Annotated in this window: 19 protein-coding genes; 11 read left to right on the top strand and 8 right to left on the bottom strand. The window is 70.6% G+C overall.

Annotated features, from left to right (window positions below; genetic code table 11):
* The first annotated feature begins 27 nt into the window (after positions 1-27).
* Together OG858_RS36590 and OG858_RS36585 are read left to right on the top strand one after the other, a co-directional pair.
* On the top strand, positions 28-678 hold the full coding sequence (locus OG858_RS36590; RefSeq protein ID WP_086750436.1) for a hypothetical protein: 651 nt from the start codon (positions 28-30) through the stop codon (positions 676-678).
* 61 nt (positions 679-739) lie between these two features.
* On the top strand, positions 740-1,162 hold the full coding sequence (locus OG858_RS36585) for an acyl-CoA thioesterase (protein ID WP_086750437.1): 423 nt from the start codon (positions 740-742) through the stop codon (positions 1,160-1,162).
* A gap of 83 nt (positions 1,163-1,245) precedes the next feature.
* Here the strand turns inward: OG858_RS36585 and OG858_RS36580 are convergent, their stop codons facing one another.
* On the bottom strand, positions 1,246-2,934 hold the full coding sequence (locus OG858_RS36580; RefSeq protein WP_319064214.1) for a peroxidase family protein: 1,689 nt from the start codon (positions 2,932-2,934) through the stop codon (positions 1,246-1,248).
* A 226-nt stretch (positions 2,935-3,160) separates the two neighbouring features.
* Here OG858_RS36580 and OG858_RS36575 point away from each other — a divergent pair, with 226 nt between their 5' ends.
* From OG858_RS36575 to OG858_RS36560, 4 genes are all read left to right on the top strand, one after another.
* Positions 3,161-3,607 (top strand): helix-turn-helix domain-containing protein, encoded by a 447-nt coding sequence (locus OG858_RS36575; RefSeq protein ID WP_319266811.1) that lies wholly within the window; start codon positions 3,161-3,163, stop codon positions 3,605-3,607.
* 43 nt (positions 3,608-3,650) lie between these two features.
* The gene (locus OG858_RS36570) at positions 3,651-4,265 is read left to right on the top strand and encodes a 3'-5' exoribonuclease domain-containing protein (protein ID WP_086749385.1); all 615 of its coding nucleotides are present in this window, start codon (positions 3,651-3,653) and stop codon (positions 4,263-4,265) included.
* A 175-nt stretch (positions 4,266-4,440) separates the two neighbouring features.
* A complete protein-coding gene (locus tag OG858_RS36565; protein WP_328544041.1) occupies positions 4,441-6,639 on the top strand; it encodes an alpha-N-acetylglucosaminidase in 2,199 nt (732 codons plus the stop codon).
* 96 nt (positions 6,640-6,735) lie between these two features.
* Positions 6,736-7,617, top strand: coding sequence for a chitosanase (locus OG858_RS36560; RefSeq protein WP_408059449.1), 882 nt, complete (start codon positions 6,736-6,738; stop codon positions 7,615-7,617).
* A 140-nt stretch (positions 7,618-7,757) separates the two neighbouring features.
* Here OG858_RS36560 and OG858_RS36555 read toward each other — a convergent pair whose 3' ends face one another.
* From OG858_RS36555 to OG858_RS36530, 6 genes are all read right to left on the bottom strand, one after another.
* Positions 7,758-9,137, bottom strand: a complete 1,380-nt coding sequence (locus tag OG858_RS36555; protein WP_086752872.1) for an 8-oxoguanine deaminase — start codon at positions 9,135-9,137, stop codon at positions 7,758-7,760.
* Between the two features lie 82 nt (positions 9,138-9,219).
* Positions 9,220-10,122, bottom strand: coding sequence for a factor-independent urate hydroxylase (gene pucL, locus OG858_RS36550; RefSeq protein ID WP_086752870.1), 903 nt, complete (start codon positions 10,120-10,122; stop codon positions 9,220-9,222).
* Positions 10,123-10,127: 5 nt separating this feature from the next.
* Positions 10,128-10,541, bottom strand: a complete 414-nt coding sequence (uraH, locus tag OG858_RS36545) for a hydroxyisourate hydrolase (RefSeq protein WP_086752868.1) — start codon at positions 10,539-10,541, stop codon at positions 10,128-10,130.
* Positions 10,538-11,062: a 2-oxo-4-hydroxy-4-carboxy-5-ureidoimidazoline decarboxylase gene (gene uraD, locus OG858_RS36540; protein WP_086752866.1), complete on the bottom strand. Its 525-nt coding sequence runs from the start codon at positions 11,060-11,062 to the stop codon at positions 10,538-10,540. The genes uraH and uraD overlap by 4 nt, the downstream gene beginning before the upstream one ends.
* Before the next feature lie 384 nt (positions 11,063-11,446).
* Entirely contained in the window at positions 11,447-11,845 is a 399-nt protein-coding gene (locus OG858_RS36535; protein WP_086752864.1) for a helix-turn-helix domain-containing protein, read from the bottom strand.
* The gene (locus OG858_RS36530; protein WP_086752862.1) at positions 11,842-12,093 is read right to left on the bottom strand and encodes a hypothetical protein; all 252 of its coding nucleotides are present in this window, start codon (positions 12,091-12,093) and stop codon (positions 11,842-11,844) included. The genes OG858_RS36535 and OG858_RS36530 overlap by 4 nt, the downstream gene beginning before the upstream one ends.
* Positions 12,094-12,868: 775 nt before the next feature.
* Here OG858_RS36530 and OG858_RS36525 point away from each other — a divergent pair.
* The 4 genes from OG858_RS36525 to OG858_RS48305 all read left to right on the top strand — a co-directional run bounded on the left by OG858_RS36525 (position 12,869) and on the right by OG858_RS48305 (position 16,578).
* Complete coding sequence (locus OG858_RS36525) at positions 12,869-13,789, top strand: hypothetical protein (protein ID WP_319064217.1); 921 nt, start codon at positions 12,869-12,871, stop codon at positions 13,787-13,789.
* A gap of 714 nt (positions 13,790-14,503) precedes the next feature.
* Entirely contained in the window at positions 14,504-15,343 is an 840-nt protein-coding gene (locus OG858_RS36520) for a TIM barrel protein (RefSeq protein ID WP_086752858.1), read from the top strand.
* 49 nt (positions 15,344-15,392) lie between these two features.
* Positions 15,393-16,283 (top strand): 2-hydroxy-3-oxopropionate reductase, encoded by an 891-nt coding sequence (locus tag OG858_RS36515; protein ID WP_319064219.1) that lies wholly within the window; start codon positions 15,393-15,395, stop codon positions 16,281-16,283.
* On the top strand, positions 16,222-16,578 hold the full coding sequence (locus OG858_RS48305; RefSeq protein WP_406199889.1) for a catalase: 357 nt from the start codon (positions 16,222-16,224) through the stop codon (positions 16,576-16,578). Before OG858_RS36515 ends, OG858_RS48305 begins: the two co-directional genes overlap by 62 nt.
* Before the next feature lie 1,385 nt (positions 16,579-17,963).
* On the opposite strand, the gene gcl is transcribed toward OG858_RS48305, so the two are convergent.
* Positions 17,964-19,748, bottom strand: a complete 1,785-nt coding sequence (gene gcl, locus OG858_RS36510; protein ID WP_086754528.1) for a glyoxylate carboligase — start codon at positions 19,746-19,748, stop codon at positions 17,964-17,966.
* Positions 19,749-20,007: 259 nt separating this feature from the next.
* On the opposite strand from gcl, the gene OG858_RS36505 reads away from it, so the two are divergent.
* The gene (locus OG858_RS36505; protein ID WP_319064221.1) at positions 20,008-20,712 is read left to right on the top strand and encodes a hypothetical protein; all 705 of its coding nucleotides are present in this window, start codon (positions 20,008-20,010) and stop codon (positions 20,710-20,712) included.
* Positions 20,713-20,718: the final 6 nt, after the last annotated feature.

Raw genomic sequence — 20,718 nt, 5'->3', positions numbered from 1 at the left:
CAGTCGGCTCGGGTGAGGGAGGGTGCCGTGACACGACCGCCGACCGCTGCCCAGCGACGGATCATGGACGCCGCCGAGCCGGTGACCGGGCGGCTGACGGGTACGGATGCGCAGCTCGCGGCGCTGGTGAAGCGGGGGCTGGCCTTCCGGCATCCGCGTCCGCCGCACGACCACTTCCTGACACCGGCCGGGCATCGCGTACGGGACACGGCACCGGCCGACGTCACGCAGACGGCTGCGAAGGGCGCCGCCCCCGCCGAGGCCGGTGTCTTCGCCGCGCGGGTCGGCGGCGAGGAGGCCGCCGCCACCGGGCCGGCGCGCACCCGTGAGGTGCACAGCGCCTGGCAGGGGCTCCTGGAGCTGCGCCGGATGACCAATCCGGGTGGCATCGTGGACCGCCCGTGCGGCTGGGAGCGCACGCATCTGGTGCGGGCCGCCGCTCTGGCGCTGGAGGCCGCGGGCCACCGGCCTGCGGATGCGGGGGCAGAGACGGGGACGGGCGGCGGTTACCGCGTGCGGGCCACGCCCCAGCCGGAGGCCGTCGCCGTACGGGAGCCCGCCGCGGAGGCGCTGAGGGCCTGTGCGGCGACTCTGGAGAAGGCAGGCTGGCAGGTGAGCGAGCACACCGATCCCCGTGAGCGGGAGCGGTATCTGCTCGCCTCGCCGAGGCGGACCTAGTGGCTGAGCAAGCGCTCAGTAAGCTGATGTGGTTTGCGTTCGCCTCAGGTAGGGGGAAGTCATGGCCGAGCCGTTTTCCGTTCCGGTGACCGTGCGCGGGTACGAGACCGATGTGCAGGGGCACCTGAACCAGAGCGTGTATCTCCAGTACGGCGAGCACGCGCGGTGGTCACTGTTGCAGGCCGCCGGGATACGTCAGGCCGACCTGATGGCGAAGGGCGTCGGGCCCGTGGCGCTGGAGACGACGATCAGTTATCGGCGGGAGTTGCTGGCCGGTGACGAGGTCGAGGTGACGTGTGTCTTCGTGTGGGGTGAGGGCAAGACGTTCCGCATCGAGCAGACCGTACGCCTGACGGACGGCACCGTGGCTGCGGAGATCACCGGCGTGGGCGGGTTGATGGACCTGAGGATCCGCAGGCTGGTGGCCGATCCGCGGGAGTACTTCCGGGCACTGGCGACGGACCCCACGCTTTTCGGCCTGTGAGGGCGGCGACGGGCCCCGGCCTTCCGGACCTCGGGCACACGCCCACGGTCCGGAATGCCGGGTGAGTCACGACCGGCCGTCGGTCAGCCCAGCGGGTTGAGCAGCTCCGGGTCGTTCTCGAAGGCGAAGAGCAGCAGGTCCGTCATCGTGAACGCACCCTTCCGGTGGGACGGGAGGCTCGGGCGCCAGCCCGGGTGCTTCACGATCGACCTCCGGCTGCCCTCGATCGCGCGGTGGAAGACCTCGGCGACGAGGGTGCCGCCGACGCCGGTGAGGCTGCCGGGGCGGGCTTCGTTCACCTCGGCCTCGCGCAGGACGTAGAACCACAGCGGGGTGTGCTCCACGAGCTGTGCGCGCTCGGTGCCGGAGAGGCCCTCCAGGACGGCGCCGCCGTCGCCCTGCAGGATCTGGTCCTCCGTCAGCGGCTTGAAGCCCATCTGGGCGGCCAGTTGCGGCCCGGTGGCCAGCTCGACCATGGCGGCGCGCGCGAGGTTGCGGAACGCGAGGTTGCGCTGGATCGGCGGCGGGGCCGGGCGGCCACGCCCGTCGAAGGTGCCGGTGGGCAGCGTGGCCAGCGGGTCGACGAGAAGCGTGTCGAGGCGCTTGGCCACGTTGAACTCACCCTCGGGCACGACCAGATCACTCCGGCCGATTTCGCCGAAGTCGAACAGCCGGCGGAAGTCGACGATCCAGTTGCTCGGCAGCCGTAGGTTCTCCCCCGCGTTCGGGTCGTCGAGGTCGCTCAGGTCGTCCGGGCCCGGTGTGAGGTTGCCCGCCGTGCCGCTGAAGCGGAACAGCAGGCCGAGCGAGGCGATCGGGCCGGGTCCGCCCGCGCGGAACACGCTGTTCCACTGGTAGGCCCCGCGCACCATGCTGTGGCCCAGCCGGTAGGCGGCGACGGAGAACTCGATGGGCATCGTCGGCAGGTCGCCGGGGCGGGTGTACCCGGGACGCTCGAAGTGCCTGCGCCCCCGGGTGAAGACCCGCTCGACGATGTCCGGGTCGACGATGCGCGGCAGGAAGTCGGTGCGCAGCATCCACTGGTAGTGCTTCACGACGATGTCCCGGGCCGCCTTGAACAGCCGGTGCTCGGGCACTCCGCGCTCGGCGAGGAGGTCGACGACACGGTTGTGGAAGCGGATGAACGCCAGGTGGAGCTGGCCGACGGCCAGGTTCTCGTCGTTGCGCGCGTCCGGGATGAGCGGGGCACGCCGGTCCGCCCGGGTGCCGCCGGCCGCCTCGCCGGCCCTCGGCAGGTCGAAGCCCTCGTGGTCGATGTTGGACGGCGACTCTGGCGGGAAGCCCACCCCGAGCGTGGTGCCCGTCCTGAGGCGGCCGTCGGACTCGTAGAAGCGGGCGCTGCCGGCGTGGTGCGGGCCCAGGCCGTAGAGCGAGTCCAGGTCGAGGGCGGGGCTGCGCCCCTGTACCAGGTCCTCGACCGGGACGGGTTCACCCAGCCCCACCTGGGTGCGGTCCAGGGTCAGGTCGTGGTCGACGAACTGGCCGAGGTACGTGAAGCCCGCCGGGACCGATGTCCCCGGCTCCCCCGAGTCGGGGTCGGCGCCGCCCGTGCCCGTGGTCATGGCCTCGGCCAGCTTGACGCGCAGCGCCTCGTCGAGCTGGACCCCCTTCTCCCCGAACCGGGAGAAGCGGAAGGCCATCTGCTGCTCGGTCGCGCTCGGTACGCGCGCGACCGCGTCCCCCTTCTCGAACTCCAGGATCCGGCCCTCGTCGACGACGTAGTAGGTCTCTCGATGGTGTCGATGCACCATGGGTGTCCCCGTTCTGTCCCCCTGCCCCGCGAACGGTCACAACCGGACCTACCGGTTCTCCCCGTCGGTACCGGCCCCCACCGGACGCGAAGCGATCATTCGGATAAATCACTGTTTCCCGACAACGTGTCGTGCACGACGAGGGGTTCCCGAACCGGGAAATCTGCTCATATTGCGGTACGCAAGACGACGTACACCGCCCACGCCTCCAGGCGAAGGCCCCACGATGGCCGTCCGCCCACTCCCGATAGGTCCGTGCCGGGCGCCCCAGTACCCGGGGCACGTCCTCGGTGACCTCGGCCCCGCCGTCGACAGCCGTACCGCGCTGGTGCGGGCCGCGGTGCGCGCGGTGTCGGCGGGTGGCGGGCGGCTCCCCGAGGGGGTGGGCGGGCTGGCTCGGCGGCTCGCCGTCAGCGAGCGGCAGTTGCGCAGTCTCTTCGCGGACGGCGTCGGGGTCTCCCCGAAGCACTTCGCCCGCATCGCCCGGGTGCGGCACGTCCTCACCCACCGTTCCCCCGCCGTCCCGTGGGCGCAGCTCGCCGCCGCCTGCGGGTACTACGACCAGTCGCACCTCACCGCCGACCTCCGCGCGCTGATGGGTGTGCCCCCCACGTCGTTCTTCACGGGCCGGCTGCCGGCCTCCCAGCCCTGCCAGGCGTTCGCCCGGCCCTGAAATCCGGATGCGCCGGGCGGAGTCCGGCCGTCATGATCGCCACATGGCAGCACGAAGGATCAAGCCCAGTCTGTACATCTCCGTCGACGTCGAGGCCGACGGGCCGATACCGGGGCCGTACTCGATGCTCAGCTTCGGTGCGGCCGTCGCGGGGCGGCAGGACGCGGACGGGTTCACGGCGGCCGACCCGCAGGCGCACACTTTCTACCGTGAACTGCGGCCCATCAGCACGGAGTTCGTGCCGGAGGCGCTGGCGGTGAGCGGGCTGGACCGGGAGCACCTGGCCGCGGAGGGCACCGAACCGGGGGCGGCGCTGCGCCAGTTCGGCTCCTGGGTTCGCGAGGTCAGTACCGGTGCGCAGCCGGTGATGTGCGGCTACCCGGCGTCGTACGACTGGACGTTCCTGTACTGGTATCTGATCCGTTTCACCGGCGAGAGCCCGTTCGGGCACTCGGGGTGCCTGGACATGAAGACGCTGTACGCGACGAAGGCGGGGGTCCCGCTGCGGTCGGTCGCCAAGGGTGCGATGCCCCGGCATCTCCTCTCCCGCCGTCGCCACACACACCATGCCCTGGACGACGCGATCGAGCAGGCGGATCTGTTCGCGAACCTGATGGCCTGGGACGGCACCACCCCCAGCCGGCCATCGGCCACCTGACGGTCACCCGGTGGCCCCCGCTGATCCGGCCATGGCCCGGGCCGAAGGTGGGCTGCCGTGGTGGAAGGAGCCGTTCGCTCCGGGTTCTCCCCCGTGTGGCCCTGTGTCGGTGCACAAGTGCGGCTACGGCGGGTATTCCTCCCACGGCGTACCCCCACCGCACCCCGGAGACACCATGCCGCTCGCCCGCCGTGCCCTGCTCGCCGCCCTCGCCGCCGGTCCCGCGGTCGCCTGTACCCCGGCCCGCGCGATCCCCTCGGACGACGCGCCCCGCACCGACAAGGCGCTGCGTACGGCCTCGGCGGCGGCCCGGCGACTGCTGCCGGACCACTGGCGGCAGATCACGTTCACGGAAGGCCAGGAACGGGACGCCTTCCGCGTGTCGGGGAGTACCGGGCGCATCACCGTCGCCGGTGACACACCGGCCACCCAGCTCACCGGCCTCAACTGGTACCTGAGGCATGTCGCGTACGCCGAGATCAACTGGGCGGGCGAGCAGACGAACCTTCTGCCGCGCGAGCTGCCCGGACTCGACGCGGCGGTCGACCGCCGGGCGAACGTCACCCACCGCTTCGCCCTCAACGACACCAATGACGGCTACACGGGGGCGTACCTCGACTGGGCGTACTGGGAGCGCGAGCTGGACGTGCTGGCGCTGCACGGCTACAACGAGGTTCTCGTCTACGCGGGCGCGGACGCGCTGTACCACCGGGTGTTCCAGGAGTTCGGGTACGGGGAGGAGGAGCTGCGGGAGTGGGTCCCGGGACCGGCCCATCAGCCGTGGTGGCTGCTGCAGAACCTGTCCGCCTTCCCCTCCCCCGTCTCCTCCCAGCTCCTGGACGCGCGGGCCGTCCTCGGGCGCCGGATCGCCGACCGGGCGCGCGAGCTGGGGATGACGCCGGTGTTCCCCGGCTACTTCGGGACGGTTCCGGCCGGGTTCGCGGAGCGCGTTCCGGGGGCGCGGACCGTCCCGCAGGGCGACTGGATGGGCTTCGCACGCCCCGACTGGCTGGACCCGCGCACGGACGAGTTCGCACGGGTGGCGGCGGCGTTCTACCGGGTGCAGGACGAGATGTTCGGCCCGTCGACCCTGTACAAGATGGACCTGCTGCACGAGGGCGGCGACCCGGGTGACGTGCCGGTCGCCGACGCGGCGAAGGGCGTCGAGCGGGCGCTCCAGCGGTCCCACCCGGGAGCCACCTGGGTGATGCTCGGCTGGCAGCACAACCCGCCCCGGGCGATCGTCGACGCCGTCGACAAGCAGCACATGCTCGTCGTCGACGGCCTCTCCGACCGCTTCCCCACGGTCACCGACCGCGAGGCCGACTGGGGCGACACCCCGTACGCCTTCGGGTCGATCTGGAACTTCGGCGGCCACACCGCGCTCGGTGCGAACACCCCCGACTGGGCCGCGCTGTACGAGAAGTGGCGCACCAAGGACGGCAGCGGGCTGCACGGGATCGCCCTGATGCCGGAGGCGGCGGACAACAACCCGGCCGCCTTCGCCCTCTTCTCCGAACTTGCCTGGCGGGAGGGCGAGTTGGACCTCAAGACCTGGTTCGCCGAGTGGGCGCACGCCCGGTACGGGGCCCGTGATCCGCATGCCGAGGCCGCCTGGGACATCCTGCGGCGCACCGCGTACGGCACCACCCGCGCGGACTCGTGGAGCGAGGGCGCCGACGGCCTGTTCGGCGCCCGGCCCGCACTGAACGCCGTTCGGGCCGGCCGCTGGTCGCCGAAGCAACTCCGGTACAGCGCTGTCGACTTCGAGCCGTCGCTCGGCGAACTGCTCAAGGTGCGGCTCGAGTTGCGGGCCTCGTCGGCATACCGTCGCGACCTCCTCGACGTGGCCCGCCAGACCCTCTCCAACCGCAGCCGGGTCATGCTGCCGCAGATCAAGGCGGCGTACGACGCCGGCGACAGGGCCCGCTTCGACAGGGCGAGCCGCGACTGGCTCTCCCTCATGGACCTGCTGGACGAGCTGATGGCCACCGACTCCCGTCATCTGCTGGGACGTTGGGTCGCCGATGCCCGTTCCTGGGGTGCGGGTGCCGCCGAGCGGACGGAGCTGGCGTACGACAACCTGTCGCTGCTGACGGTGTGGGGGACGCGGGAGGGTGCGGACGCGGGGCTGCGGGACTACGCCAACCGGGAGTGGGCGGGGCTGGTCGGCGGACTGTACCGGCTGCGCTGGTCGACGTACTTCGGGGAGCTGCGGGCCGCGCTGGCGGCGGGCCGGGCACCGAAGAAGATCGACTGGTTCGCCCTGGAGGACCGCTGGGCGCGGAACCCGGGGCCGCTCGCGACCGAGCCGACCGGGGACACGTACACGGTCGCCGCGCAGGTCCGGGACCGGCTCACAGCTCTCTCCTGAAGGATCACAGCCCGCTGCCACGGCACGCCCACGACTTTCCCAGTCGATCGCGCGACCCTCAACTACGTTTACAGCGCGCTTACTTGGAGATCACACGTGCCGTTGCAGCCCGCCCGAGCCGCATCACCGAGTCCCGCCTCGCACCGTCCGACCTCACGCCGTCTGCTGCTGACCGCCCTCGGCGCCTCCCTGCTCGCCGTCCCCGCCCTGGCGTACCAGGCGGCCGACGCGGCCACCACAGCGGAACCCGCGGCGGGCACCAAGGCGGACGCCGGGCTCGACGACCCGGCGAAGAAGGACATCGCCATGCGTCTGGTGTCCAGCGCGGAGAACTCCTCGCTGGAGTGGGAGGAGCAGTACGACTACGTAGAGGACATCGGCGACGGCCGTGGCTACACGGGCGGCATCATCGGCTTCTGCTCCGGCACGAGCGACATGCTCGCCCTGGTCGAGCTGTACACCGCGCGCGTCGCGGACAATCCGCTGGCCGGCTGTCTGCCCGCGCTGCGCGCGGTGAACGGCACGGACTCCCACGAGGGCCTGGACCCGGGCTTCCCGGACGCCTGGCGCGAGGCCGCCGCAACCGCCGCGTTCCGCACGGCCCAGCGCGACGAGCGGGACCGCGTCTACTTCGACCCGGCGGTGGCTCGGGCCAAGGAGGACGGTCTCGGCGCCCTCGGCCAGTTCGTCTACTACGACGCCATGGTCATGCACGGCCCCGGCACCGACGCCCTCAGCTTCGGCGGCATCCGCGACCGGGCCCTCCTCCAGGCGGCCGCCCCGGCGGAGGGCGGCGACGAGACCGGTTTCCTGCACGCCTTCCTCGACGCCCGGGTGTGGGCGATGGAGCAGGAGGACGCCCACAGCGACGTCAGCCGCGTCGAGACGGCCCAGCGGGTCTTCCTGGCGGCGGGCAACCTCACTCTGGAGCCGCCGCTGAACTGGCAGGTGTACGGGGACAGTTACACACTGAGCTGACCGGACACGGGCCACCCTTCCGCGCTGCAGGACCGTTCCGGGGCGCGCACGAGCGCGCGCGCCCCGGAGACGGCTGCCGTGGACCGCTCGGGTCCACGGCTCTGGTCGAGGGCCGTCCCCCTCGACCAGAGTTCAACGGGTCACGCTTCGGCGGCGATCCGCGCCAGCCGCCGGGCCTCTGCCCTCGTCGAGCGGGCGATCGTGTCCTCGTCGACGTGCAGCAGCCGGCCGTTCTCCACGATCTGCCGGCCGTTCACGAACGACGCCGTCACCGGGGCCGCCGCGCCGAGGACCAGGGCGGTCACCGGGTCGGCGATCGACGCGTGGGCGAGGGTGTCCAGCTTCCACAGGACGAGGTCGGCGAGCTTGCCCTGCTCCAGGGAGCCGATCTCGTGCGCCCGGCCCAGGACCTGGGCACCGCCGAAGGTGCCGAGGCGCAGTGCCTGGCGGGCGTTGAGCGCCGCTTCGCGGTGGCTGCCGAGGCGGTTGATGAGGAGGGCGTTGCGCAGCTCGGTGTGGAGTTCGCCGGACTCGTTGGACGCGGTGCCGTCGACGCCGAGGCCGACCGGGACGCCGGCCGCCAGCATGTCCGGGACTCGGGCGATCCCCGCGGCCAGCCGGGCGTTGGACGACGGACAGTGGGCCACCCCCGTCCTCGTACGGGCGAAGGCCTCGATGTCGGAGTCGTTCATGTGGACGCAGTGGGCCATCCACACGTCCTCGCCGAGCCAGCCCGTCGACTCGAAGTAGTCGGTCGGGCCCATGCCGAACAGCTCGTGGCAGAACTTCTCCTCCTCGACGGTCTCCGAGCCGTGGGTGTGCAGCCGTACACCGAGGCGGCGGGCCAACTGGGCACCCTCACGCAGCAGTTCGGTGGAGACCGAGAAGGGCGAGCAGGGGGCGACGGCGATCTGGGTCATCGCGCCGAAGGAGGCGTCGTGGTGCTCGTCGACCGTCGCCTCGGTGGCGGCGAGCGCGCCCTCCAGGGTCTCGACGGCGAAGTCCGGGGGCAGGCCGCCGTCCTTCTCGCTGCGGTCCATGGAGCCGCGGGCGAGCGTGAAGCGGACGCCCATCTCGCGCGCCGCCCGGATGATGGAGCCCGACAGGTCGCCGGAGCCCTTCGGGAAGACGTAGTGGTGGTCCATCGCGGTCGTCACACCGCCGCGGGCCATCATGCCGAGCGAGCCCTGGGCCGCCGCGTACGTCATGCGCTCGTCGATGCGGGCCCAGGTCGGGTAGAGCGCGACGAGCCAGTCGAAAAGGTTGTGGTCCGTGGCCAGGCCCCGGGTGATCCACTGGTAGAAGTGGTGGTGCGTGTTGACCAGACCGGGGGTCACGAGGTGCCCGCTCGCGTCGATCCGGCGTACGACGTCCGTCAGTCCCTCGGGGGCCCGGCCCTCGCCGACCGACTCGATGACGTCGTCCGCCACGACCACATGACCGGACGCGTACTCGGTGTCCCTCGCGTCCACGGTCGCGATCGCCGCGTTCTCGATGACGATGCGCTGGGTTGCTGCCATGGTTCGTCCTTCGGAGGTCGCTTCAGAAGTCGCTTCAGAGGTCACGTCAGAGGTCACGTCAGAGGTCACGTCAGAGGTCACGTCAGAGATTGGTGAGGTCGGCCGGGATCCTCGCTTCGCACCCGTCCCGCAGGACGGTGGCCTCGATGAGGCCGTAGGGGCGGTCGGCGGCGAAGTACACAGCTCCGTCGGCGGTGTCGTTCTTGAGGCCGAACGGCGCCAGGTCCACCAGGAAGTGGTGCTTGTTCGGGAGGGAGAAGCGGACCTCGTCGATCTCGTCGCGGTTGTCGATGATCCGCGCGCCCATCTGGTACAGGGTCTGCTGGAGCGAGAGCGAGTACGTCTCCGCGAAGGCCCGGAGCAGGTGCTGCTTCACCTGCCCGTAGGACTCCTCCCAGTCGGGCATGTCCCGCTCGTCGTCGGTCCAGTTGAAGCGCCAGCGGGCGGAGACCTCGGTGGCGAGGATGCGGTCGTGCGCCTCGGGGAGGGTCGTGTACTTGTCCTTGACGTAGCCCCAGAACTCGGAGTCGGTCGAGTTCATGACCGTGAGGTCCTTGAGACCGGAGACGACCTCCCACGACGAGCCGTCGTACGTGATCTGGGTCAGCCGGGTCTCCTGGCCCTTGCGGACGAAGGAGTGCGCGCCCTCGTTGCCGTGCTCGATGCGCTCCCAGGAGTACTCCTCGATGCGGATACGGGCCCGGTGGATGGCCGGCTGGGAGGTCACGAAGTGCCGGGCCAGGTGGATGCCGAACTGCTCGGCGGACTCGATGCCGTGCTCCTTGGCGAAGGCGTACACCGTGTTCTTGGTGGTGTCCGTCGGCAGGACGTTCGCGTTCGAGCCCGACAGATGGACCTCGGCCATGTCGCCGGAGAGCGACACGGACACGTTCAGGTCCTTGATGTGGTGGGTGGCGCCGTCCCGCGTGATCTTGACGACCCGGTTCTCGGCTTTGCCGTACTGGTTCGGTCCCAGGATGGGCATGGGTGCTAGCTCCCTCGGTATACGGAGTAGCCGAACGGGTTGAGCAGCAGCGGTACGTGGTAGTGCTCGCCGGGCGTCACCGCGAAGGTGATGACGACCTCGGGGAAGAACACGGCACCGCTGTCCCGATTCGCGGGGGCGTCCTGCTGCGCATCGGCTTGCTTGTTCACGGTCTGTGCGACGGTTCCTGCGAGGTACGGCTCGACCTCGAAGTCGAGCCGGACGTGGGTCGTGCCCTCCGGCAGCGCCGGGAGGTCCTTGCACCGGCCGTCGGTGTCGGTCGCCGAGCCGCCGAGCGCCTGCCAGTCCGCTTCACGCCCGGAGCGGGCGGAGAGGTGGACGGCGACGCCCTCGGCGGGGCGGCCGACGGAGGTGTCCAGGATGTGTGTGGACACCGAGGCGGTCGTGGCGGTGCTCATGATCGGGCTTCCTCTTCCACTTCGACGAGCCGGGCCAGGCGGATGCGGTTGATCTTGCCCAGTTCGGTGCGGACGATCTCGCGTTCCCGCTCCGGCGCGTTGCCGATCCGCTCCCTGAGCGCGTCGCGCATCTGTTCGCCGGTCCGGCCGGTGGCGCAGATCAGGAAGACATGGCCGAACCTCTCCTGGTAGGCCAGGTTCAGTTCGAGCATCTCCGCCTTGAGCTGGTCGGAGGCGCCTGCCATCCCGCGCTGTTCACGGGCCGAGGCCGGGTCGCCCGGCTTGGGGCGGCCGATCGGTGGGTGTCCTGCCATCGCCTCCGCCAGATCCCCGTCGGTCAGCTCGGCCATGGCTGCGTCACTGGCGGCGAAGAGCTCCTCGACGGTGGCGCACGGGCGGTCGGCGAGGAGCCTGCGCCCCCATTCCGCCGAGGCGCACACCTCGTGGAGCGCCGCGGCGGCCGCGTGCTCCTCCAGGGTGTTGAAACGGGCGAGGCCCGGTGTCGAAGAACGCGAAGTCACGGGAGCCTCCGTGGCCGTGGTGCTGGACTGACTTCGGCAAGCTAACGCCCTGCGACGACATCGCGTCAACAGTTTGTTGAAAAATCGCGGTTACGGCGGCGCGCTCGAAGAAGTCTCCGGCCTCGGCCGAACCGGGGCCCCTGGACGCGCACCCCTTCCGGACCGAGCGCCCCCTCAGGCCCCCTTCTCGCGGTTGAGGTAGTTGCAGACCCAGAACTACACCGATTGCACCGGAGACGGGACGGGCGCCCCCGGCGCTCAGACAAGACCCCCCTGGGTCACCCTCGCAGGCCCGCGACTTCTCCCGGATGCAAGTGCACGCGGCCGAGAACCAACCCAATCACACCGGACGCGCCGCGAGCCCATGTGGCACGTTTACGCAGGTCAGCGCGCCGTCGAGCCACCTTCGCGGGCCCGCTTCTCTTCCTGGGCGTTGATGTAGTTGTAGACGGTGAAGCGGCTGACGCCGAGCGCGCTCGCGACGGTCTCCACGCCGTGGCGCACGGAGAAGGCTCCGCGCGCCTCCAGTATCCGTACGACCTCCTGCTTGCCCTTGCGGTCGAGGTCCGCCAGCGGCTTGCCCTTCCGGCGTTCCATCGCGGCCAGGATGTGATCCAGCGACTCGGCGAGCTGCGGCAGGCGTACGGCGACGACTTCGGCACCCTCCCAGGAGAGGACGACATCGTCGGGTCCGGCCTCGTCCGGCGGCAGCATGACCCCACCCATGGCGTCGACCAGCGGCTTCACGGCCGCGACGAAGGGCTCGTCGCCGACGCCGGTCACGCGCCGCCCTCCCCGACCACGTTGACCTGGAGCGAGATCCGGGTGGCGCCGGACTCCAGGGTCCGGCGCAACAGGGTGTCCACGGCGGTCAGCACGGCGTCGGCATCCCCCTCCGCCGTGTTGCCGAACGGGCCGACGTCGACCGCGTCCAGCTCCGCCGCCTCGACCACCTCGCGGGCCACGAGCGCGTGCGCCGGGGCCTCGTCCAGGTCGAAGGGCTCGGTCGTGAACTCCACCCTCAATCGCATTGCGCCCCCAGAACACGCATCTGACCTGCACCTTTACCCAGATCACCTTCTGCGAGGGCAGATCAGGGCACAACGGGAATGCATCGGCCGACCGCCTCGCGGCCGCGATGCACCCCAGACCAATCGATTTCACCGGGACGGAGTCGATCCGTCCGCCACGAGCCGACCCTATAACCGACCAGGGCATCCCTTCGCCCTGCACGCGGCCAGGCCGCCCCAGCAGCGCCACGACCCGATGGCTGGTCGTCATCTTGCGGACCTGCCGTTGATGACCTGCCGATCCGCGAGACGCGGTCCGCCCGCCACGGCCTGCGGCATCAGCGGAGCGAGCAACTCCCGGCGGCGGAACAGCAGTACCAGGTGTCGGCGCAACCTCCCGCCGGGCGATCATCTGCTAACGATCAAGGCTCCGACCAGTCCGAGCACGCCGCTCCCGTCCCACACCAACGCCGTGACCTGGAACCTCAGGCTGGAAAAGACCGAGTGCCAGGAGTACCTCTCCGCACCTTGCCGTGCATCGCCGATTCGACGGGGCTCCGCCGGCGGCGCCCCGTCGCGGCTCGAGCCGGCCTTCGCCCACGTGAAGAGCCGGAAGGCTCCTCCGCGAGATCCGCTGCCCTCGACGAGCGTCACCCGGTCCGCGACCTTGACCCCATTGCGACTTCTGCACGTCCGGGACCCCCAGCAAGGTCCGACCCAAGCCCACTTGTCACAGAAAGCGCACATATGCTCCCTCTGGGTTATTGTCTGGTTAATCGTCGACGGGAGGAATGCCATGAGCTACACGCTGTTGCGCGGCCTGTTCGTCATCCGCTATCCCGACCTGCCGCGGCAGGGACCGGAGCCTGACGGCGACACGGTCAAGTTCAAGCCGGACTCACCCGCCCTCGTCGAGGGCCTGCCCCGACCGTCGGGAACGCCGCCGGACATCAACGCCCGGGGCATCTCGGTGCGCCTGGAGGCGATCGACGCGCTGGAGACGCACTTCGGCGAGACCCACCAGGAGTTGGACGGCGCCAACGCGGCCCGTCACAGGCTGCTGCAGTTCCTCGGGTTCACCAACGTCACCTTCTTCGAAGACCTTCCGAACAAGGTCAAGTCGGCCGACCAGGACAGCATCCGCGGATATGTACTCTCCAACGGGATCGACGCCGACGGCCGCATGATCGGGTTCGTCTACCCGGGCGATCCGACCGAACCGGACGGGTCGGACGTCTTCCTGGACGAAGCCAGGGTGGACCAGTCGGCCAACACGACGCTGTTCACGGAGGGCCTGGCCTACCCGGCGTTCTATGCGACCCTGCCCGCCTCACTCCGCATCCACCTGGCGACGAAGTCCCGGGCGGCGCGAGCTGCGGCAGTGGGGGTATGGCCCCGCTCGAAGGCCGACCCGAACGGCAAGGCCGACGTCCCGGACCTCGACACACTGCAGCAGTTGGTGATGTGGCCCAAGCTCTTCCGACGGATCGTGCCCTATCTCGCGACGGGAGCCACCGACTTCAACGGCTTCGACGCCTGGCTGCGGAGCGACCCGGTGCACCGCGACGATCCGCTCTTCCTCCTGGAGCGAGGCGAGCACGGCAACCTGCACGACGTGATCGAGGCCGCGGGCCAGGACATTCAACTCACGGTCTGGCCGGAGGACTTCATCATCAGCCCCGACCCCGCACCGCCGGGGGCAACCACCCACCCCTAGAGGTTGCAGCCGTCCAGGGCCTCGGGATCAGTTCGGAGTCGTTGCGGGGCGGAGGCAAGGAGAAGGCGACGCCCGGCTTCGATCGGGGGGAGGGGGCAGGAGCCGCCGAAGGGGTCCGGGTGATCCCGGACCCCTTCCTCCGTGCGACGTTGCCTGCCGGGTCTCGCCGTCAGTACCTGATGGGTCCCGGCTGGGGTCGAACCGCATGACCAAGGCCCAGCTTCTCCGTGCGGAATCGCTGCAGAGCACCGAGCGCGGCGGCATCCGCGCCGGACATCGCACGCCGCCGTAGCCCACCGCGCGCACGAACCCCCGCCGGAGCATCCCAGCGGGGCTCACCGCTTCCCGCACTCCCCCCACAGGCCTCATCGACCGCGCGGACTTCACCAGACCGCGAGGCCCTGCCCTGGCATCGAACCCCTGCCCCGGATCGGCCGGACGCCCCTGGACGGCCGTTGCAACCTGCATCAAGTCGGGCCGTCGCCACACGACCGGACGAGGGGCGTTTCTGCAGGTCAGTGCGGATTCGCGCATGTTCCCGCAGGTCAGGGCCGCGCCGCAGGGCTTCCACGCGATCTCACGGGCACAACCCAACGCGCGTGCCGTTTTCACCGAGCCCTCTTGACAAGCTCCGACAGTCGACGGCAGTCTTCCATTAAGCAGAAAACAAGTTCCATAATACGGAAATACAGGGAAGGGAGCGCCTGAGGCCCCATGGGATTCGCGGAGCAGCGCTACAACGTCAACCTGTCGATCCTCTTCACGGAACTCCCGCTCCTGGAGCGCCCCGCGGCCGCCGCCGCGGCGGGCTTCACCGCGGTCGAGCTGTGGTGGCCCTGGGTCGACTCCCCCACCCCCGCGCAGTCCGAACTCGACGCCCTGCGAGGCGCGTTGGAGAGCGCGGGCGTGCAACTGACCGGGCTGAACTTCTACTCCGGTGTACTACCGGGCCCGGACCGGGGCGCCCTGTCGATCCCGGGCGAGGAGTCGGAGAGGTTCCGTCTCAACATCGACGTGGCCGCGGACTTCGCCGGGTCCGTCGGCTGCAAGGCGCTCAACGCCCTGTACGGCAACCGCGTCGCCGGTGCGGACCCGGCCGAGCAGGACGCGCTCGCGCTGCGGAACCTGGTCCTGGCGGCTCAGGCCGCCGACCGGATCGGCGCGATCCTGCTGATCGAAGCCCTGAACAAGGTGGAATCGCCGCTGTATCCCCTGGTGTCGGCCCCGGCCGCCGTCGGTGTCGTCGACAAGGTCAACGAGGCGTCGGGCCTCGGCAACGCGCGCTTCCTGATGGACCTCTACCACCTGTCCATGAACGGCGAGGACCTGCCGCGGGTGATCACCGAGTACTCCGGCCGGACCGGCCATGTGCAGATCGCCGACAACCCCGGCCGCGGCGCGCCCGGCACCGGCACCGTCCCGCTGGAGGACCTCCTCGACGAGTTGGGCAAGGCCGGCTACGAAGGTCTGGTCGGCCTGGAGTACAAGCCGGGCGACCGGCCGAGCGCCGAAGCGTTCGAGTGGCTCCCCCGTGAGGCCCGCGCGACGCGCTGAGCGCCCCACCCCACCGACGTAGCAGAGCAGTCAGAGAGGCACTCTCACCATGAGCAATCTTCCCAAGGTCGCGTGGATAGGCCTCGGCATCATGGGTTCCCCCATGTCAGAGAACCTGATCAAGGCGGGTTACGACGTCACGGGGCACACCCTGGAGCAGGACAAGCTCGACCGGCTGACCGCCGCCGGCGGTACCGCCGCGACCTCCGTCGCCGAGGCCGTGCGCGACGCCGACGTCGTCATCACGATGGTGCCCGCCTCCCCGCAGGTCGAGGCCATCGCGTACGGCCCCGACGGCATCCTGGAGAACGCCCGGCCCGGCGCCCTGCTGATCGACATGTCGTCCATCACCCCGCAGACCTCCGTCGACCTGGCGAAAGCCGCGAAGGAGAAGGGCATCCGGGTGCTCGACGCCCCCGTGTCCGGCGGTGAGGCGGGCGCGATCGAGGCCGTGCTGTCCATCATGGTCGGCGGCGAGCAGGCCGACTTCGACCGGGCCGAGCCGGTCTTCGAGGCGCTCGGCAGGACCATCGTGCTGTGCGGTCCGCACGGCTCGGGGCAGACCGTGAAAGCGGCGAACCAGCTGATCGTCGCCGTGAACATCCAGGCGTGCGCCGAGGCCGTGGTGTTCCTGGAGAAGTCGGGTGTGGACCTGAAGGCGGCGCTCGACGTGCTGGGCGGCGGCCTCGCGGGCTCGACCGTGCTGACCCGCAAGAAGGACAACTTCCTGAACCGGGACTTCAAGCCGGGCTTCCGCATCGACCTGCACCACAAGGACATGGGCATCGTCACCGACGCCGCCCGCACCGTGGGCGCCGCCCTGCCCGTAGGCGCCGTGGTGGCCCAGCTGGTCGCCTCGCTGCGCGCCCAGGGCGACGGTGGCCTCGACCACTCGGCCCTGCTGCGGGCCGTGGACCGCCTCTCCGGCGCCCAGGTCTGAGGCGGATCGCCTCCCGAACTTCCGGTCCGTGGCGGCGCTGACATCTGTCCTGTCGCGCCCAGGCACCGCCACGGACCGGAACCGCCGTTCCGGGTACGCCGACTTCCTGAGGGGCGTCGGCGGGCGCACCACGATGTTCGTACGCCTGTCGACGGTGGGTGAGGGTTTGGCCGACGCCGACGTCGTGCGCGCCCCGTCCGGACCGGCGATCAACTTCTGCACAGAAGAGGTCAGTTACAGCCTCGCCGGAACCACACCCCGGTCGTCTTCATCAAGACCTCGACCAATCTCCTGACCAGGTCCCGGACCGATTCCCTGATCAGCTCCTTGATCAGCTCCTTGATCGAGTTCCTGTTCCTGATCGAGTTCCTGACTTCACACACTCCCCGAGCCGCGTCCGGTCCCTGGTGACACCCATCAGCCACCGGACGCACCGCCCGCGACCGCCGCCGACCGACCCGGATGAGAGGTGGCCGTCGGCGCGAGCGGGCAGGGCACGGACCGCGGCGGCGTGCGCGCCAGTGCGGTGGTGCAGGCTCCGGCCCGCGTCTCGACGTGAGGGACGCGGAACCGGCGCCGTCGCATCCGCCGCGGTCCGACCCGTTGAGGGGTTCACAGGGCCCGGGGCGGCCGTCAACGACCTGGTGGGCTCGACGAGGGCCGGTACCGCATCCGCGACGAGCTGTGTGCAGGGCACCGTCGCCGCGTGTCAGCGCGGTTGCTCTCGTGCCGGGCACGAGCCTGCGGTGCGCGGCCTCGCCGACGGAACCACCACCGAAGATCGGGCGCCGCCCCCTCCGCCGCGCACTGGAGGTACCGTTCCAGGGCGTTCGGGGTGCTCGACGACCGCGCGAAGCTCTTCGGGACCGACGGAACGGCGACACGACTCGGCCGACCGGCCGAAGAGTTGGCCCTTGGCGTCGGTGGCGAGCAGGGCGAGGCCGCCGGGGAGGTGGCGATGTGCCCGGCGCTGCGGCGCGGTACTCGATGTCGATACGGCCTGGGGAGCGAATCCCTTCCCTGGGCCCGGGGAGTCCTGGAGCGTGCGCACCGCGTTCCACTCGCCGCCCCCCGGGCGCTGCGGCCTGCGCATCAGGCTGCTCTGGAGAGAGCGCGATCAGGGTCTGACAACTTGATCGACGGCTACCGAAACGGCTTCCCGCCTACGCAAGCGTGCGTAGACCGTCTACGGAACCCTCAAATCAACCTCTGAACCAGTGCGTGGGGGCTTCAACTACCCCTGGGTCAGGGCACATTCTCGACACACGAGGCCCGCCGACACGGGGGCGGCGGGCCTCGACGGGGGAAGCCCCCACGGGGGAAACACGGGGGCACGGGGGAACGCGGGATCGGGGGAAACGGGGGCCCGGTGATCGGGGGAGAACCGGGGAAGCGGGGGAAACGGGGGAGGCCACGAGCGGCAGCGCGACAAAGCGGCTCGCGCCAAGCGAGGTCGCGCTGCCGCAGGGCCTCCCCTCCCCCGCCCGCTCTTCCCGCTCTTCCCGCTGGAACAACGCGGTGCACGCCTCCGAGCATGCCCGAGCGGCGCGACGGCTTCGGGCGCGGGGACGGGGCGGCTCACCCCCCGGATGAACCGCCCCTGATGTCCGTACGCCGACGTCACCGTCGGTTGCCGTAGGGCACCGCCGGCGCCATGGGCCGCCGCCGACGCCGTACGTCTCAGACCCGCAGCGTCTTGATCGACGTGGGCGCGTGGCCCGGTTCCGTCGCGATCTCCTCGAACTCCACCACGTTGCCGATGTCGTTCGTCGTGGACATCGCGATGTTGGTGACGCGCTCCAGGATCGCCTCGACGACGACCGGCACCCGGTACTCCGCCGCGAGCTTCTTCGCCTGTTCGAAGGCGGCGCCCAGTTCGGCCGGGTCGGTCACCCGGATCGCCTTGCAGCCCAGGCCCTCGGCGACCTTGACGTGGTCGACGCCATAGCCCCCCAGCTCGGGCGAGTTGACGTTCTCGAACTCCAGGTTGACCTGGAAGTCGATGTCGAAGGCGCGCTGGGCCTGGCGTATGAGGCCCAGGTAGGAGTTGTTGACCAGGACGTGGATATACGGGATGCGGTGCTGCGCCCCGACCGCCAGCTCCTCGATCATGAACTGGAAGTCGTAGTCGCCGGAGAGGGCGACGACGGACGCCTCCGGGTCGGCCTTCGCCACGCCGAGCGCGGCCGGGATCGTCCAGCCGAGCGGGCCGGCCTGGCCACAGTTGATCCAGTGGCGCGGGTGGTGGACGTGCAGCATCTGGGCGCCGGCGATCTGCGAGAGCCCGATGGTGGAGACGTACCGGGTCTCGGGGCCGAACGCCTTGTTCATCTCCTCGTAGACGCGCTGCGGCTTGATCGGGATGTCGTCGAAGTGCGTACGGCGCTGGAGCCGGGCCTTGCGGTCCTGCGCGTCGGCCGCCCACGCGGAGCGGTCGGGCAGTCGGCCGGCCGCCCTCGACTCCCGTGCCACCGTGACGAACAGCTCCAGCGCGGCCTTGGCGTCGGACGCGATGCCGTAGTCGGGGGCGAAGATCCTGCCGATCTGGGTGGGCTCGATGTCGACGTGGACGAACGTCCGGCCGGCCGTGTAGACGTCCAGCTTGCCGGTGTGCCGGTTGGCCCAGCGATTGCCGATGCCGAGGACGAAGTCGGACTCCAGGAAGGTCGCGTTGCCGTAGCGGTGCGAGGTCTGCAGGCCGACCATGCCGGCGTTCAGCTCGTGGTCGTCGGGCAGGACGCCCCAGCCCATGAGGGTGGGCACGACCGGGACTCCGGTCAACTCGGCGAATTCGACGAGGAGTTCGGCGGCATCGGCGTTGATGATCCCGCCGCCCGCGACGATCAGTGGCCGCTCCGACGCGTTGAGCAGCCCGATCGCCTTCTCGATCTGGGCGCGACCGGCGGCCGGCTTGTAGACCGGGAGCGGCTGGTACGTGTCCGGGTCGAACTCGATCTCGGTGAGCTGGACGTCGATGGGGAGGTCGATGAGGACCGGGCCGGGTCGCGCGGACCGCATCAGGTGGAAGGCCTGCTGGAAGACGCCGGGAACCTGCGCGGCCTCCAGCACGGTCACGGCCATCTTGGTGACCGGCCTGGCGATGGAGGAGATGTCGACCGCCTGGAAGTCCTCCTTGTGGATCACGGCCGTGGGTGCCTGGCCCGTGACGCAGAGGATCGGGATGGAGTCACCGATGGCCGAGTAGAGCCCGGTGATCATGTCGGTCCCGGCGGGGCCGGAGGTGCCGATGCAGACACCGATGTTGCCGGGGTGGGTGCGGGTGTAGCCCTCGGCCATGTGCGACGCGCCCTCGACATGCCGGGCGAGGGTGTGCTGGATGCCGCCTGAGGCCTTGAGGGCCGCGTAGAAGGGGTTGATCGCCGCGCCGGGGACACCGAACGCGTCGCGGACACCCTCACGCTTGAGGATCTCGACTGCCGCGCGGGCAGCGGTCATACGGGCCATTGCGTACTCCTGCTTCAGCTGCCGGACTCGCTCCCGTCGCGCCCCGCGGTGAGCCTTCCGTCATCCCGTCAGACATTTCCGTATTGTGGATATTCTTTTCTGCTATCTGGAATCAGCGTAGGGAGAGAGGTAGGGGGCGTCAAGGGCGTGGGCAGCGGAATCCACCGGGGCGTCTCAGGGTGTTTGCCTGCCGGAACAGCCCTGACTGGAGGACGATGAGAAGGCGTTTTCGATGTGGCTCGACGGTGGGGTGGGGAGCATGGGCGAGAGCATGGCGGTGCGGTGCCCGGACTGCGGGCGCGAACATCAGTACGCCCCGCCGGCCTACCCCTGTGTGTGCGGCACCCCGGTCGCCCCGCCCCTGAACCGCCGCGCCGCCCCGACCTCCGTCACCCACCACACCTGGGACGAGGACTGGGTCACCGTCCGCTGCGAAGGCTGCGGTCGCGCCGACCAGTGGCCCCACCCGGAGCTGGGCTGCTCCTGCGGGACCGTGCTGCGCGTGCCCGTGTCCGGCGCCCTGCGGCCCGCGGGTCCCGGCGACGCCCCGCACGCACCCGTGGCGCCCGCCGGCCCCCGGGCGACCTTCAGGCCCGTCACCATCCGCACCGCCCGCGACGCGGTCACCGCCGTCGCCCTCTACCTGCGCTGGCTGGGCTACCGGGAGATCCGCCGTGCCGACCAGCGCCAGCCGACCGGGATCGGCCTCGCCGCGCGGGGCGTCCTGGCCCAGGTTGATCCGTCGGTCCGCCCGGCCTCGCTGCGCGACGTCGAGTGCCTGTGGCTGACCGCCATGACGGAAGCCACCGACTGCGTCTACTTCTCCCTCGCCGGGTACGCGAACGACGCCCGCGGCCGCGCCGACGGCCTGGGCGTCTCCCTGTTCGTCCTGGACCTCACCGGCACCCCGCAGCCGGTGAACGGCGCGGCGACGGAGCTGGTCACCCTGGGTGCGGGGGCCTGAGACGGC

This window comes from Streptomyces europaeiscabiei (genome assembly GCF_036346855.1).
GTDB lineage: Bacteria > Actinomycetota > Actinomycetes > Streptomycetales > Streptomycetaceae > Streptomyces > Streptomyces europaeiscabiei.
This window is presented reverse-complemented; position numbering and strand designations above follow the sequence as displayed.